The 14,554-nt window shown below is 60.5% G+C and carries 10 protein-coding genes and 2 pseudogenes; 5 read left to right on the top strand and 7 right to left on the bottom strand.

Annotation, left to right across the window (positions count from 1 at the left end; translation table 11 throughout):
• Nucleotides 1–9 precede the first annotated feature (9 nt).
• Nucleotides 10–423 (bottom strand): VOC family protein, encoded by a 414-nt coding sequence (locus tag IWX87_RS10065; RefSeq protein WP_196863389.1) that lies wholly within the window; start codon nt 421–423, stop codon nt 10–12.
• 350 nt (nt 424–773) lie between these two features.
• Here IWX87_RS10065 and IWX87_RS10060 point away from each other — a divergent pair, with 350 nt between their 5' ends.
• The 4 genes and pseudogenes from IWX87_RS10060 to IWX87_RS19650 form a co-directional block, all read left to right on the top strand.
• The gene (locus IWX87_RS10060) at nt 774–1,649 is read left to right on the top strand and encodes a PhaM family polyhydroxyalkanoate granule multifunctional regulatory protein (RefSeq protein WP_196863388.1); all 876 of its coding nucleotides are present in this window, start codon (nt 774–776) and stop codon (nt 1,647–1,649) included.
• A gap of 151 nt (nt 1,650–1,800) precedes the next feature.
• On the top strand, nt 1,801–3,093 hold the full coding sequence (locus tag IWX87_RS10055) for an FIST N-terminal domain-containing protein (RefSeq protein ID WP_196863387.1): 1,293 nt from the start codon (nt 1,801–1,803) through the stop codon (nt 3,091–3,093).
• 245 nt (nt 3,094–3,338) lie between these two features.
• Nucleotides 3,339–5,294 carry an MFS transporter gene (locus tag IWX87_RS10050; RefSeq protein WP_231374729.1) on the top strand — a complete coding sequence of 652 codons (1,956 nt, stop codon included), beginning with the start codon at nt 3,339–3,341 and terminating at the stop codon, nt 5,292–5,294.
• A gap of 1,718 nt (nt 5,295–7,012) precedes the next feature.
• Nucleotides 7,013–7,343 (top strand): annotated as a pseudogene (locus tag IWX87_RS19650) (serine endopeptidase); the annotation flags it as partial.
• Nucleotides 7,344–7,702: 359 nt separating this feature from the next.
• On the opposite strand, the pseudogene IWX87_RS19645 reads toward IWX87_RS19650, so the two are convergent.
• Nucleotides 7,703–7,814 (bottom strand): annotated as a pseudogene (locus tag IWX87_RS19645) (PLP-dependent aminotransferase family protein); the annotation flags it as partial.
• 117 nt (nt 7,815–7,931) lie between these two features.
• Between IWX87_RS19645 and IWX87_RS10040 the strand changes: the two are divergent.
• Nucleotides 7,932–8,495, top strand: coding sequence for a peroxiredoxin (locus IWX87_RS10040; RefSeq protein ID WP_196863384.1), 564 nt, complete (start codon nt 7,932–7,934; stop codon nt 8,493–8,495).
• A 151-nt stretch (nt 8,496–8,646) separates the two neighbouring features.
• Here IWX87_RS10040 and IWX87_RS10035 read toward each other — a convergent pair whose 3' ends face one another.
• The 5 genes from IWX87_RS10035 to tgt all read right to left on the bottom strand — a co-directional run bounded on the left by IWX87_RS10035 (nt 8,647) and on the right by tgt (nt 14,548).
• The gene (locus IWX87_RS10035) at nt 8,647–9,648 is read right to left on the bottom strand and encodes an aldo/keto reductase (RefSeq protein WP_196863383.1); all 1,002 of its coding nucleotides are present in this window, start codon (nt 9,646–9,648) and stop codon (nt 8,647–8,649) included.
• A 65-nt stretch (nt 9,649–9,713) separates the two neighbouring features.
• Nucleotides 9,714–11,522, bottom strand: a complete 1,809-nt coding sequence (locus IWX87_RS10030; protein ID WP_196863382.1) for a glycosyltransferase family 39 protein — start codon at nt 11,520–11,522, stop codon at nt 9,714–9,716.
• On the bottom strand, nt 11,509–12,018 hold the full coding sequence (locus tag IWX87_RS10025) for a GtrA family protein (RefSeq protein WP_196863381.1): 510 nt from the start codon (nt 12,016–12,018) through the stop codon (nt 11,509–11,511). Before IWX87_RS10025 ends, IWX87_RS10030 begins: the two co-directional genes overlap by 14 nt.
• Before the next feature lie 13 nt (nt 12,019–12,031).
• Nucleotides 12,032–13,384 (bottom strand): glycosyltransferase family 9 protein, encoded by a 1,353-nt coding sequence (locus IWX87_RS19640; RefSeq protein WP_370583853.1) that lies wholly within the window; start codon nt 13,382–13,384, stop codon nt 12,032–12,034.
• A gap of 3 nt (nt 13,385–13,387) precedes the next feature.
• Nucleotides 13,388–14,548 (bottom strand): tRNA guanosine(34) transglycosylase Tgt, encoded by a 1,161-nt coding sequence (tgt, locus tag IWX87_RS10010; RefSeq protein WP_196863380.1) that lies wholly within the window; start codon nt 14,546–14,548, stop codon nt 13,388–13,390.
• Nucleotides 14,549–14,554 lie beyond the last annotated feature (6 nt).

Genomic DNA, 14,554 nt, shown 5'->3' with positions numbered 1-14,554 from the left:
GCACGCGCCTCAAGCCGCGTAAAGCGTGTCCAGCGACCGCAGGCCCTTGATCTCGATCGGATTGCCGCACAGGTCGCAAAAAAACATCGTCCACTGCTCGCCCGGCTGGCCTTCAAAGCGCACCTGCGGCGCCAGCAAGAACGTCGTGCCTGCCGCCTGCAGACGCCCGGCCAGCGCCTGCCAGTCGGGCAGCGCCAGCACCACGCCAAAGTGCGGCATGGGAACCAGGTGCTCGCCGACATGGCCGGTGCTTGCGGTTTTGAAAGGCGCGCCCAGGTGCAGCGACAACTGGTGGCCGAAGAAGTCAAAGTCCACCCAGGTGGCGGTTGATCGACCCTCCGCGCAGCCCAGCACGTCGCCATAAAAGCGGCGCGCCTCGTCCAGGTCGGTGACATTGAAGGCAAGGTGAAACAGGCTTTTCATGGCCCAAGCTTAGCAGCCAGGCCCATCACCATGAATCACGGCGCTGAGGATGGCGCTCTCGTCGGGCACGACCTCAAGAATGGCTTGAAACGCTATCAAACCAGAAGCGCATCAAGAAGAGCTCATCAGCAATAAAAAACGATTTTGGCTTTAAGTTTCGCAGTGCCGCCGACGCCACGCCAACGGCAGGGAATTTCCAACAAACGCATCCAAAAAACCGGTTGACGAGATGTTCCCACGCTGCACAATCAGGTCGTGTGCCGGGGTTCCCTTTCCCTTTGCGCCCACAGGGCTGCCGGAGCCTGACCTGACAAACGCAACACTGCAATAACCGCCAAGGAGACACTTCAATGAGCAATGCAAACACCCCGCCCTTTCCCGACTTTGGCAAATTGGTCCCAGGCTTTGATTTTCTGCAAAACCTGACCAAGCAAGCTGCCGGCAGCACGACGCAGGCCATGCCGCAGTTGCCCAACCTTGGGAACTGGATTGCACCCACGCTCAATGTCGAGGAACTGGACAAGCGCGTGCAGGAACTGAAGGCGGTGCAATTCTGGCTCGACCAGAATGCGGCAGCGCTCAAGGCCACCATCCAGGCGCTGGAACTGCAAAAAATGACGCTGGCCACCCTCAAGGGCATGAACTTCAACATGGGGGAGGTGGCCAATGCCTTCAAGCTCAAGGTCGGCGACAGCCCGCTGGCCGGCACGCCGCGCACGGCCGACAAACCCAAGGGCTTTGCCGGGCTTGAGATTCCCCCTTCAGCCTTTCAGGCCAGCAAGGAAAAAGCAGACACCGGCCCGGACGCCAGCGCAAAATCCCCGGACTCCGCGCCCGAGTCCAGCGACGCGCCAGCGACCGGCATGGCTGACCCGATGCAGTGGTGGGGCGCGTTGACCCAGCAGTTCCAGGCCATTGCCGCCGAGGCCATGAAGGAAGTGGCCAAGACCACCGCCATCGATCCGACCAAAAATATGGCCGCTGACATGGCCAAGGACTCGTTCAAAACCGCTGCCGACATGGCCAAGAACATGGCCGAGACCGCGACCAAGACCATGGCTGGCGGCTGGCCCAAGGCTGGCGCTGTGAAACAAACAGCCGCAGCGCCCGCAAGGAAAACGGCCGCGAAAACCGGCGCGGGCAAGTCAGCTGCCGTCAAGTCACCAGCAGCCAAAGCAGCGCCCAAAGCCAAAGCCAAGGCGCCGGCACGCAAGACGACGCGCTGACGTGTCCCGGCTGAACGTCGGCAGGGGGCAGCGGCCTTGGTTCTTGCGCACATCAAGCCCTGCCGGGGAACCCTGCTTTCGGCAGGGTTGCGCCTGATGTGCCACATTCAGATCAGAATTCACTTTTAACGGCTAACGGCGTTCCTGCTTTATGAAACTTTTCCCCTACGGCCACGCCACTCATCCGCAATGGAACATGGCGGCCGCCCTGGTGCTCGCGCAACTGCGTGGCTACCTGGCGCTACCAGCCTATGCTTCCTCGCCGACATTGGCGCTGCTCTACATCACTGACCACTATGCGGGCCAGGCTCAGGAAATCCTTGACCATCTGAGCGCCGAACTTCCCTTCATCACCGACTGGAGTGGCACCGTGGGCGTCGGCATTGCGTCGAACAACGTCGAATATTTCGATGAACCGGCCATGGCCGTGATGCTGTGCGAACTGCCACACGACCACTACCGCGTGTTTTCCGGCGTGTCACCGCTGCCGTCAGCGAATTCGGGTGTTTTCACCGCGCACACTGCGCTGGTGCATGCCGATGCGGCCACGCCCGACGTGGCCGAACTGATTGCCGAGATGGCCGAGCGCACCGAAAGCGGCTATGTGTTCGGCGGCCTGGCATCGAGCCGGAGCCGCACGGTGCAGTTTGCGCTCAGCGGCCATGGCAACCTGAAAGGCCAAGGCGCGGCTTGCGGCGTGTTCAGTGGCGGTTTGAGCGGCGTGGCGTTTGCGCGTGACGCATCGGGCAGCATGGGCCTGATGTCACGCGTGACCCAGGGTTGCCGGCCGGTGTCAAACACCTATCAAATCACCGCCTGCGATGCCAACGTCGTGATCGAACTTGATGGCCGGCCGGCGCTTGAAGTGCTGCTGGCTGACCTGGGCGTGTCGCTGGAGCAACCCCGCGAGGCGCTGGCCAAGGTCCGCACCACGCTGGTCGGCCTGAGCCATGACGTGGACTTGCCGAACGATGTCACCCGGCAGCGTTCGGGCCAGTTTGGCGCCGAGGTCGTGGTGCGCCACCTCATCGGGCTCGACCCGACGCGCAAGGGCATCGCGATTGCCGATGTGGCCAGCGTCGGCATGAAGCTGGCTTTTTGCGAACGCAATGCCGAGGCCGCGCGCGCTGACCTGGTGCGCATCTGCGCCGAAATCCGCGAAGAACTGGAGCCCGAAGAACTGACACTGGAAGTGGCGACGGCGCTGAACCTGCCCGAGGCCCAGTCGGCACCACACCCGGCCCGGCGCATTGCCGGCGCCATCTATGTCAGCTGTTCGGGCCGTGGCGGGCCGCATTTCGGCGCGCCCAGCGCCGAGCTTCAAATCGTGCGGCGCGCTCTGGGCGACGTACCGCTGGTCGGCTTCTTTGCCGGCGGCGAGATCGCCCGCAACCACCTGTATGGTTATACCGGCGTGCTGACGGTGTTCACGGCCGCGGGATAAGCCCCGGTGCAGTTTCCTCGGCGCATCGGCAAAGCGCATGCGCCATGGCCTGTATTTCAAAGGAAGGGATGGCCAAGCCATGCTTGCCGCGCTTTGCCAGCGTAAAAAACAAGGCAGAATTCCGCTCAACCACGCGTTGTGCAGACCGGGCCGACTTGCCCCATGGTCAGGCCTGACCAATGCCAATTTTCTGAAGATCCCCAAACCAAGGCCCCGACATGCGCGTTGACCCCGCCCTCACGGCGATGCCGGCCGCACCGGCGGTGCCGGTCTGCGCCCGCGAAGCGCGCCCGAACCAGTTCGCCCTGTTACGCCAGCGCCGCTTTGCGCCGTTTTTCTGGACCCAGTTCTCGGGCGCGGCAAACGACAACTTGTTCAAGTTCGCCTTCACCGTGATGGTCACCTACCAGTTGAGCGTCGGCTGGCTGCCGCCTTCGCTGGCCGGGCTGGTGATTGGTGCGCTCTTCATCCTGCCTTTTTTGCTGTTCTCGGCGACCAGCGGCCAGCTGACCGACAAGTTTGAAAAAACCCGCATCATGCGCTTCGTCAAAAATCTCGAAGTGGTGATCATGGCCATTGCCGCCGCAGGCTTCATGAGCGACAACATGCGTGTTCAGGTGCCGTTGCTGCTGGGCTGTACGTTTCTGATGGGGCTGCATTCGACGCTGTTCGGCCCGGTCAAGTTCGCCTATTTGCCGCAAGTGTTAGCCGAGCGCGAACTGACTGGCGGCAACGGCATGGTCGAGATGGGAACATTTGTCGCCATCCTGCTCGGCAACCTCGCCGGCGGGCTGCTGGTGGCGCTGCCGGGTGTCGGGCCTCACTATGTCGCTGTGTCGTGCGTGGTGCTGGCGCTGGCGGGCCGGGCGGTGGCGCAGTTCATCCCGAAGGCGCCGGCGACCGATCCGGGCTTGAGAATCAACTGGAACCCGGTGACGGAAACCTGGCGCAACCTCACGCTGGCACACGGCAACATCGTGGTCTTTCGCTCCATGCTGGGCATCAGCTGGATGTGGTTTTTCGGCGCGGTGTTTTTGAGCCAGTTCCCGAGCCTGGCCAAGGAAGTGCTGCATGGCGACGAGCATGTGGCGTCGCTCCTGCTGGTGGTGTTTTCCATCGGCATCGCCACCGGTTCGCTGCTGTGCGAGGTGCTGAGCCGCCGCCATGTCGAAATCGGCCTGGTGCCGCTCGGGGCCATCGGCATGAGCGTGTTCGCGGTGGACTTTTACTTTGCCACGCGCGGCTTGCCGCCATCAAGCCTCATGGGCTTGGGCGCGTTCATCACCCAGCCGGCGCACTGGCGCGTGATGGCCGACCTGGCACTGCTCAGCCTGTTTGCCGGCCTGTACAGCGTGCCGATGTATGCGCTGATCCAACTGCGCAGCCAGCCGACGCACCGCGCGCGCATCATTGCCGCCAACAATATCTTGAATGCGCTGTTCATGATCGTGAGCGCCGTGCTGGCCGGCGCGCTGCTCAATGCAAATTTCAGCATTCCGCAGATTTTCCTGTTCACCGGTCTGGCCAATGCGCTGGTGGCGTTCTACATCTTCATGCTGGTGCCCGAGTATTTGCTGCGTTTTTTAGCGTTCATGGTGTCGCGCTGCATTTACCGCTTCAAGATCAGCGGCGACGAGAACCTGCCGGCGCGCGGCGCGGCTGTGCTGGTCTGCAACCATGTCAGTTTCATTGACCCGGTGCTGCTGATGGCCGCCAGTTCGCGGCCGGTTTACTTTCTGATGGATCACCAGATTTTCCGGCTGCGCTTGCTAGGCTGGCTGTTCCGGCTGGCCAAGGCCATTCCGGTGGCGCCGCATGCCCAAGACCCCGACGCTTACGAGGCCGCGTTTGAAGCGGCAGCGCAGGTGCTGCGCAATGGCGATTTGCTGGCGATTTTCCCCGAAGGCGGTCTGACACCGGATGGCGAACTCCAGCCGTTCAAGGGTGGCATCATGAAGATCCTGGAAAACGCCGGGCGCGACGGCCTGCGGGTGCCCGTGGTCCCGATGGCCTTGACAAACCTGTGGGGTTCCTTTTTCAGTCGGGCCGAGCGGGTTAACGGCCAGCAGGTGGCGGTGGCGCGGCCTTTTCGGCGCGGCCTGTTCAGCCGCGTCGGGCTGAACGTGGCGCCAGCCTTGGCGAGCGCCGAGGTCCAGCCTGACGTGTTGCGTGTGCGGGTGGCGGCGCTGATGAAGGCTTGAAAATACCGTTGCAGGCGACCCATCAATTTTGAAGGGGAACTCAGGCGTTTGCGACAGCCGGTCAAGGGCAAGCACCAAACCGCCACCGTGCTTTAAATTCCCAATTCTGTGAAGGCCCTTTGGATGGACCGCAGCGGTTCGGGCAATTGGCCGTCGCTCCCATTCCTTGATCAGAAGCCCAGGAAAGAAAAGCACCATGACCCCGGTTAGCCACCAGCGCTTGCATTGGACGACGTAATGGCCCTTGAGCAGCCAGCACAACCCTTCGATCCGGTTGCCTGAGGCCATCGCCTGGCGCGCGAAAGTTACCTTGAATTGCGCCACCAGCCGCAACAGGGAACGGCTTTGCCGAGCGCTCAAGCAGCCCGAAAGCGCGCGCGCCTGCATGCGTTGCATGAAAGGCTGCATGACCGTCGTTTGCTGGCTTGCCGTAAGACAGCCCTCGGTTTCAAGACGATAGGCGACCAAGGGCGTTCGCGCCAGGGCGATGGGCGAATGCTCGCCCAAGCGAAACCACAAGTCCAGGTCTTCGCCACACGACTCACCCACCGGAAAACAGGGCTGCATTTTTTGCAGCTGCGCAGTGTTGACGGTCACCGCACTGGTAAAAAAAGCAAGGGCCCGTCATCAACCGGCTGGGTCAATCGGTGATGAGTTCCACATCGGGGCAGTTTTTTATGGCTGGCCAGCACGGCGGCCATGAGCCCTCGGCATGCGCCAAGGGCACGAAGTCGAGAGCACCGACTCGACTGTGGTGATGATGCAAGGGGCCTTGTTGTAAAGCGGAAGGATGACTGAAGATTTCACGACGGCCCCTGAAGAAATACAGCAGCACTCTTCTTTAAATGTTGCCTGATTTACGAGTTGAATTGACTAACTTCTTATCAATTGTGTTGATTAACAATTTCATGAACAGTAGGTCAAATGGCCCATGCGGGGCAATTTCCAAATAAAAAAGGTGAGTTTGACCACAGCATAAAAAACGCAACTTATGTCTTTATATAGCGTAATCGAAGGAGGCTTTAAATTCAAAAAGGCAGTCAGTCGGGTGCTTAAGCAGCTCTCCAATCAATACCGCAAAGTCATCTGAGACAGCCATAAATCGATTTCGCATCGTATCGTTTCAAACGTTATTCATTATTAATTTTGTATTTGAACTTGATTGGATATTGTGCGAGGGAATCCAGCGCCTACGAATCGGTTTGTGTGAACGGCATGACTCCAGGCTGATAAAAGGCAGCTTGTGTGCCAAGGCAACGCGACGATACTTTTAATCCGTCTCTGCTTACGCCAGGCACTGGCTGAACGCTTGAATCAGGCTGCTACATGATCGATAGTTAAAAATGCATGCTGAGAAAGCGCAAAAGCCTGGTTTCATCATAAATTTCGTATTCGCTCAGATCCTTCCAGCCTATTCATATTCTTTTTTGTCATGGCGGACATGGTCCCGGAACCAGGCAACAGAGGAGGCAGGAAACAACAGTGTTTTCTGTGATTGAGCATCAACCTGAAAAGCGACCTTGGTTGCTGGCAAATTTCACGGCTCGATTAGGTGACCTAAAACGGAGTTTCCCATGAGCAAGACGCTGCGATTGGCCGAAAAATGGAGGCAGCGCGGCCTGTGGGGGGCGCTGGTTTTCGCCAGCACGGCGCTGCGCAACAGCATCAAGGCCGCATACGTTGCCCATGGTGACGCCGACGATTCGCTGGAGCAGGCGCTGAATGCCGACTGGCGCCGGGTGGAGTTGCGTTCGTTTTTTTGTACTGGCTCGCGCTTACGCTGAGGCTGCTGGAGGTGGCCGACTGTCTGTTCGCCAAAAAAGCGCCAGAGCACCAGGTGGCCGTTCGTCTGGGCTTCATTTCCTTTGCGCCGTTTGCCTTTTCTGTCGAACTGGTGCCTTAGCTGCCGAGCTAAGGCGGTTATGTGCGCTATATGGTCGGCCGGCAGGCCATCGTTGCGGCATCGGCCTGTTCGACCACTGCGGTGTCTGCTCAACCCGCAAGAGCGCATTTGCAAAGTTCTGCCATGCCAGCGGCGCCAGTGGCTAGCAGCGCGAAGCTGCACCACCAGAAGCAGGCCCGGTGGCGGCGACGGGTAGCGCAAGGTTTTAACGGCAATGCAAGAGCCGGTCAGAGAATTTTTGCGCTGTTTGCGAAAATTTTGTCATTTCCAGCAACGAAAGCCGCCACCCCTTTGGGGCGCCGTACCCTGGGTCAAAAATCCTGGACTTCCGCCTTCGTGGAAATGACGGCAAGTTTTCCGGTCAGGGTGAAACCGCTCTGACGCCCATCCTGCAGGCGGTCAGGAAAAAGGTCTTGTCTGCTTGAAATCAAGCATCGCAATGGCCGCTGCCAAATTGCAAGTACCTCGTTCAATCTTTTCACAGGTCAGTCTGGCATAGCCCAGAAGATTGCAGCGCGTCAATCGGGTGTTGGCCATAACGGGAATTCACCGTCATCGTCATCTTCGTTGATCCATGCATTGCGGCGCTGTGCCCACTGCAACAGTGGTGATCTGCGATATTCATGGTCCTGCAGTCCAACTTGAATCGGCTTTCAGCAGGTGCGGCTTTGCATGCTGTGCCGATTTTCTTTCCAAATGACTGCACAAGTAAAATGACATAAAAGGAGAAATGCATGGTTGACCTGACCAGGGCCCCGGACGGCTTGCCTGCTCCAACAGACGATGGTGCTGCCCACCATTTGATTGGAATGCGTTTGCCGCCCGGACTTTCCTTAGCGGCCACCAATGGCAAGCCCATTGACTTTGCGCCTTACAAAGATTTTTTGGTGATCTATTGCTACCCGATGACGGGGCAGCCCGATGTTCCGTTGCCGGATGGTTGGGATCAAATTCCAGGTGCAAGAGGCTGCACTCCGCAAAGCTGTTCGTTCAGGGATCACTATCAAGAATTAAAGGCTCTCAAGGCAGACGTGCTGGGCTTGAGTGTCCAAACCACTGAGTACCAAAAGGAAATGGCGCAAAGGTTGCATCTGCCGTTTCCCGTGGTCAGCGATGTGAATTTGGAGTTTCAGAAAGCCTTGAGTCTGCCTACTTTTGTTGCGGCTGGAATGACTTTGCTCAAACGGTTAACCATCATCGCCAAAAATGGCAATATCGTTGCCGTTCACTACCCGATTTTCCCAAGTGACAGTGATCCCGCCTGGGTGATTGAATATCTAGAGAACCATCAACGTTAAAGCGTGGAGGCCGGCTTCTGCTCAAACTGAACCCTCCCGGGTTTGGGCAAGCTGCAGCCGTCCTGGCTGCATGCAGCTAATTTTAAGAAAAACAGCTCCTTTCGCAGGTGACGGCTGTACATGCAGCTACAAAATAGACAGCGAATCGCGTCTAGACGGGCCGGCCGAAGAAGGGATAGGCCGGGTCGTTGTAGCCGGGGCTGGACGAGTGGCCGGGCACCACCAGCGAATTGACCAGGGCCTCATCGTCCGCGTCCAGCACCAGGTCCAGCGCGCCGTACACGTCTTCCAGGTGCGCTAAAGTGCGCGGGCCGACGATGACCGCGCTGATGAGGGGATTTGCCAGCACCCAGGCGGCGGCGAATTGGCCGGCGACCAGGCCTTTGGCTTCACAGTGCACCTTGATCTGCTGGGCTATGACCAGCGACTCCTCGCGGAACTCGGTTTCCATAATGCGCTTGTCGCCGCTGCCCGCACGTGTGCCTTCGGCGGGCGGCTGGCCGGGCGGGTATTTGCCGGTCAGCACGCCGCGCGCCAGCGGGCTGTAGGGCACCACGCCCAGTCCGTAATGGCCGCAGGCCGGCAGGATTTCCACTTCCGGCGCCCGGTTGAGCAAGTTGTAATACGGCTGGCAGACGACGGGCGGCGGCACGCCGGCTTTCTCGCACAGGCGAAACACTTCGGCAATGCGCCAGCCGCGAAAGTTCGACAGGCCAAAACTGCGGATCTTGCCCGCACTGATCAGGTCGCCGAGCGCGCGGACCGCTTCGTCCAGGTTCTCGTCATGGAAGTCGCGGTGCAAATAAAGAATGTCGAGGTAATCGGTTTGCAGCCGCGCCAGGATGGCGTCAGTTTCCTGAATCAGCCAGCGGCGCGAATAGTGGCTTTCATTTGGCGCAGCGCTCACCGCATTGCCCAGCTTGCTGGCCAACACCCAGTGGTCGCGCTGGCCCTTGAGCCACTGGCCGACCTCGCGTTCCGACTGGCCGTGGTTGTAGACATCGGCGGTGTCGATGAAGTTGATGCCGTGCGCTTTGGCCGATGCCATGATGTTCGCTGCTTCTTCAACCGGGGTTTGCTGGCCAAACATCATCGTGCCCAGGCACAGGGCGGACACCTTCAGGTTGCTTGTTCCAAGGCGGCGGTAATGCATGGCTGGACTCCTTGAGTAGGGAAACAGATGTGGTGATGAACGGTGATAGTTGCAGCTGCAAAGCCTCAGGGCAGCGGCTCGACCAGATATTCCTTGGCGTACCAATAGGTTTCGGGCGTCTTCAGGGCCGCCATGAAACCGTCGTTTTCGTCCTGGCGCGAACGCAAATCCCAGCGCTCGTCAATGATGCGGCAGGCGGTGCAAGGCTTTTGCCCGATGCGCCGCTGCACCAGCACGTAGCGGCTGTTCTTGAACAGCCCTTCGACATCGGCGTAATCGACCGGCTGGGCGGCGAAATACTCGACGATTTTCGCCCCGGGAATGATGAATTCGTAGCGCTCGAAATTGCCGTTGAAATTGCTCGGCACCTGTACTGCCTGGCCCTGCAGGCGCGCGTTGGTTTCAGGCTTGAAACGGCCCAGTTCGCCATTGAACGGATTTGTCACCCAGGCCAGCGCAAACAGCACGCTGAAGGCCGACAGTGCGACCAGCGGGCGGCTCCAGGCCTTCTTGAAAATGCCTGCCAGACAGGCCAGCGTCGCGCCTGACACGAACACCCAGAACAGCGGCGAGTAAATCCATGGGTCTTGCGTTGCCTGCACCGCGCCGTAGCCGATCAGGCCCATCGCCAGCAGGCCGATCATGCAGACCGCCAGCGTCAGGCTGAACCAGATGCGGCCGATGCGGTGCCAGTACAGCGCCATCACCACGGCCAGCGCAGGCATGGCGGGAATCAGGTAACGCGTCGAGCGCTGGGTCGGCAGCATGAACACCAGCGCCAGCGCCAGCAGCCAGAGCCACATGATTTTTTCAGCATCGCTGATGGTTTGCGCTGTGCCCCGGCGTTGCCGGTAGCTGCGCCAAGCGGCAACAAAGCAGCCGATCGACAGCGGCAACAGGAACAGGGCGTTGGAGAAATAGCCGGTCAGGATCACCAGAATCCCTCCGCCGCCGAAAGCGCTCTTGAAGTAGCCCTTGGAGGCGTTCATCTTGCCGGCGTTCTCGCCGACGACAAACTCACGCCACACTTCGCCTGGCAACGGGTCGAGGGCAAACCACAGGCCGAAAATGCCCAGCCCGAGTGTGCAAATCACCGCCACCTTGACGCCGTCGCTGACGATGCCGGCCCGGAAAATATGCCAAGGCATGACACGCGCGCCCACCGCCTGGTAGCACAGCGCCAATCCAAAACCGACCGGCACCACCATCACGAAGGACTTGTACAGGCAGCCGATACCGACCGCGATGCCGGCAATCAGCGGAAATTTCCAGCTTGACGCCAGCAGGCTGGCGGGCGACCAGGCCAGGGCAAAGAAAACGCCGAACAGCCAGAAGGTTTCGGGCGCGCTGGTCAGGTAGGGCCTGCCGTAGCGGTAGGTGGTGAAGAGCGACAGGTAAACGAGTGCGGCAATGGCGCCCATGGTCAACGCGTGGCGGCTTCGCTGCACGGCTGTGACAGCCGTGCTGGCAGCGTTTGCATCCGGCACATTCTGGGCGTTGCGAACCGTCTTCCAGGTCAGCAGCGCCACCATCAGCGTGATGCCCCAGGTGTAGGCGATGCTGGGCAGGCGCAGGTTGAGCAGCGTCCAGTTGTCACCCCAGCCGCCGGCAACCATGGCCTGCCAGAACAGCAATGGCGGTTTGGTGTTGCGCATGAAGTCCCACGCGCTTTGCAGCGGCAGCCAGTGGCCACTGGCGGCGGTCAGGCGCGCGATGTTGGCATAGACCAGTTCGTCGCCGTTGCGCGGAATATGGTCGCCGCCCAGCCCGAACAGGTAGGCCAGCGCCACCAGCAGCGCCAGGCCGATCCACACCCGGTGGACCGGAAAACCCGGGCGTTCTGCGGGTGCTTGCGTTGTGTCAGGGCTTGTCATGGACTTCAATGTGGTGCGTGGACTTGCGTTGCCGGCGAAACGTCAGTTTGTCGTTGGCAACAAAATTGACCACGCTGGCCAGCACGATGGCAATTACGTTGGCAAACAGGTAATGCAGGTGCTGCGCCAGCCATTTGGTCAGCAGCGACTGGATGAGAATGGACAGGGCCGCGGCCATCACGTACTTGGCGAACAGCCGCAGTGCCGGCTGTGACGTGTTGCGCGTCCGGTCACGCCAGGTCAGGCGGCGGTTCCAGTAAAAATTGCTGACCGTGGCAACGGTGATGGCCAGCGCAATCGAGTAATTCAGCCGTGTGTGAAAGTCGTCAATGCCGTTCAGGAAATGCTCCTGCGCCAAATAGAGCACGACGATGTTGATGACCGTGCCGCTGCCACCGACCAGGCCGAACTTGATGAAGCGCCAGCGCAGCATCAGCTGGAAACGCGGCGGCAGCAGGCTGACCAGCATTTCGGCGAAGGTTCTGAGTCGTGACATCGGGTTTTGCCAGTCAAGGGGCCGCCAGGCATTCGCGTGCCTTGGCCAGCACGGCGGCGGGTGCTATCACCTTCAGGCACTGGTTGTCGCCATCGCAGTAGGACGTGCGGTGGTTATAAGCGGTCAGGCAGGGCGAGCATGGCCACTGGCTGTAAAAGGAGTAACAGCGAGGCGTGAGCGGGGCGTAAAGGCCTGGCGTTTCGGGGCCAAACAGCATCAGCGTCCAGATCGGCGTCAGCGCGGTGAACTGGCCCGGGCCGCCGTCGTTGGTGACCAGCAGCCGCGCCACATGGAACAGCGCCAGCAATTCGGAAATTGAGCGCGTGTAGCCGGTCAGGTCGATGATGGCGCCCCCACGTTCGTTCACTTCGTGTAACTCTCTGCCCCCCGAGGGGGCCGTTGCGCCTGCGGTCTGGCGAAGCCAGTCCCGCGGCCCTTGCTGGAATGGGGAGTGCGCTAGATCATTCCCTTCGCCACCCATATCGGCTGTGGCTCGAACTTGGGCCACCAGCTGCCGGGCAAGTTCCTGGTCGTCTTTCAGGCCAATCACTGCCACGGCGCAGCCGTCGGCCACCAGGCCTTCGCACAGTGCGGTGTACGACGCCAGCGGCCAGGCGCGAATCGGCAAGATGCCGCCGCCCGGATAGACCAGCACCAGCGGCTTGCCGGCAATCGCCGGGAAATCCTGCGCCAGCCGGGTTTGAATGCCCTGGACCAGCGCGCCATCGAGCTGCACATGGGGCGGCGGCCTGGGGCTGGCCACGACGGCCAGTTTGGACTTGGGCACGGCGGTTGAGTCAACCGCCCGTGCCAGCGTCAGGAACTGCGCGCTGATGTGGTGATACGGGTTGTAGGGCACCGGCCGGTTGATGTGCGAACCCCGGTACAGACCTTCTTGCGTATGGCGGTGAAACCCCACCCGCACGGCCGCGCCGCTGGCATACGACAGCAGGCTGCTGATGCGCGAAAACAGTTCGCAGTCAATCGCCACATCGACATTGGCGCGGCGCAATGCCTTGATGGCTTGCCACAGGCTGGACAGCAATGACGTCAATGAACGGTCATCGACCGTGTGCACGTTCGCCGGGTCCATCACCTGCATCAGGTCGAGAATCTCGCGGTTCTTGGCGAACAGCAGCGCATGCAGCGGCGCGTCAGGGTAGCGCGCCTTCAGCCGCGCAAACATGTCGTTGGCCAGCACCAGACTGCCCATTTCCGACAGCAAAATCACCACGATGGCGCGCGGCGGCTGGTCTGTGGCCGGTGCCGGCATGAAGCGGCGCTTCAGCGCATCCACGCCAGACACTGCCGCGCACAGCGGAATGCCGGCCCAGCGGTCAATGAATCGCTGCAGGTCGATGTTCACGATTCAGACCCCGCGCTGCCGGTCGGCCTTGAACTGCCGCACGAACTCGCCAAAGCGCCCGGCGTCCAGCGCGTCGCGCACTTCCTGCATCAGGTTCAGGTAGTAATGCAGGTTGTGGATGCTCGACAGCATAGGGCCGAGCATTTCGCCGCACCGGTCCAGGTGGTGCATGTAGGCGCGGGAAAATCCGCCCGACGTGGTGCCGTCAGGCATCGTTTTGCCCTTGCAGGTGTAGCAACTGCAGGTGCTGTCCACCGGCGCTTCTTCGTTTTTGTAGCGCGCGTTGCGGATTTTCAGGTCGCCAAACCGCGTGAACATGTGGCCGTTGCGCGCATTGCGCGTCGGCATCACGCAGTCGAACATGTCAACGCCAGCGGCCACGCCGTCGACCAGGTCTTCCGGCGTGCCGACGCCCATCAGGTAGCGCGGCTTGTCCGCTGGCAGGCGATGCGGGGTGTGCGCCATGATGCGCAGCATTTCTTCCTTGGGCTCGCCGACGCTGACGCCGCCCACTGCATAACCGGGAAAGTCCATCTCGACCAGCGCATCGAGCGACTCCTGGCGCAGGTTCTCGAACATGCCGCCCTGCACGATGCCAAACAATGCGTTCGGGTTTTCAAGCTTGTCGAATTCAGCCTCGCAGCGCCTGGCCCAGCGCCGGCTCAGTTCCATCGAACTGCGCGCTTCGCTTTCGGTGGTGATGTGGCCCTTGGTGTCGTACGGCGTGCATTCGTCGAACTGCATCACGATGTCGCTGTTGAGCAGCGTCTGGATCTGCATCGAGATTTCGGGTGTCAGGAACAGCTTGTCGCCGTTGACCGGGGAAGCAAACTTCACGCCTTCTTCCGAAATCTTGCGCATTTCGCCCAGCGACCAGACCTGGAAACCGCCGCTGTCGGTCAGGATGGGCTTGTGCCAGTTCTCGAACTTGTGCAGCCCGCCGAACTGCTTGACGACATCGAGCCCCGGACGCATCCAGAGGTGAAAGGTGTTGCCCAGGATGATCTGCGCGCCCATCTCAATCAGCGACTGTGGCATCACGCCCTTGACGGTGCCGTAGGTGCCGACGGGCATGAAGATTGGGGTCTGCACCACGCCGTGGTTCAGGGTCAGGGTGCCGCGCCGGGCATGGCCTTCGGTGGTGAGGAGTTCGAACTGAAGCATTGGATA

Origin of the sequence: Polaromonas sp. CG_9.7 (genome assembly GCF_015752205.1) — a bacterium.
Taxonomy (GTDB): domain Bacteria; phylum Pseudomonadota; class Gammaproteobacteria; order Burkholderiales; family Burkholderiaceae_C; genus Polaromonas.
Note: the sequence above shows the minus strand (reverse complement) of the source record. Positions and strands in the feature narration are given on the sequence as shown.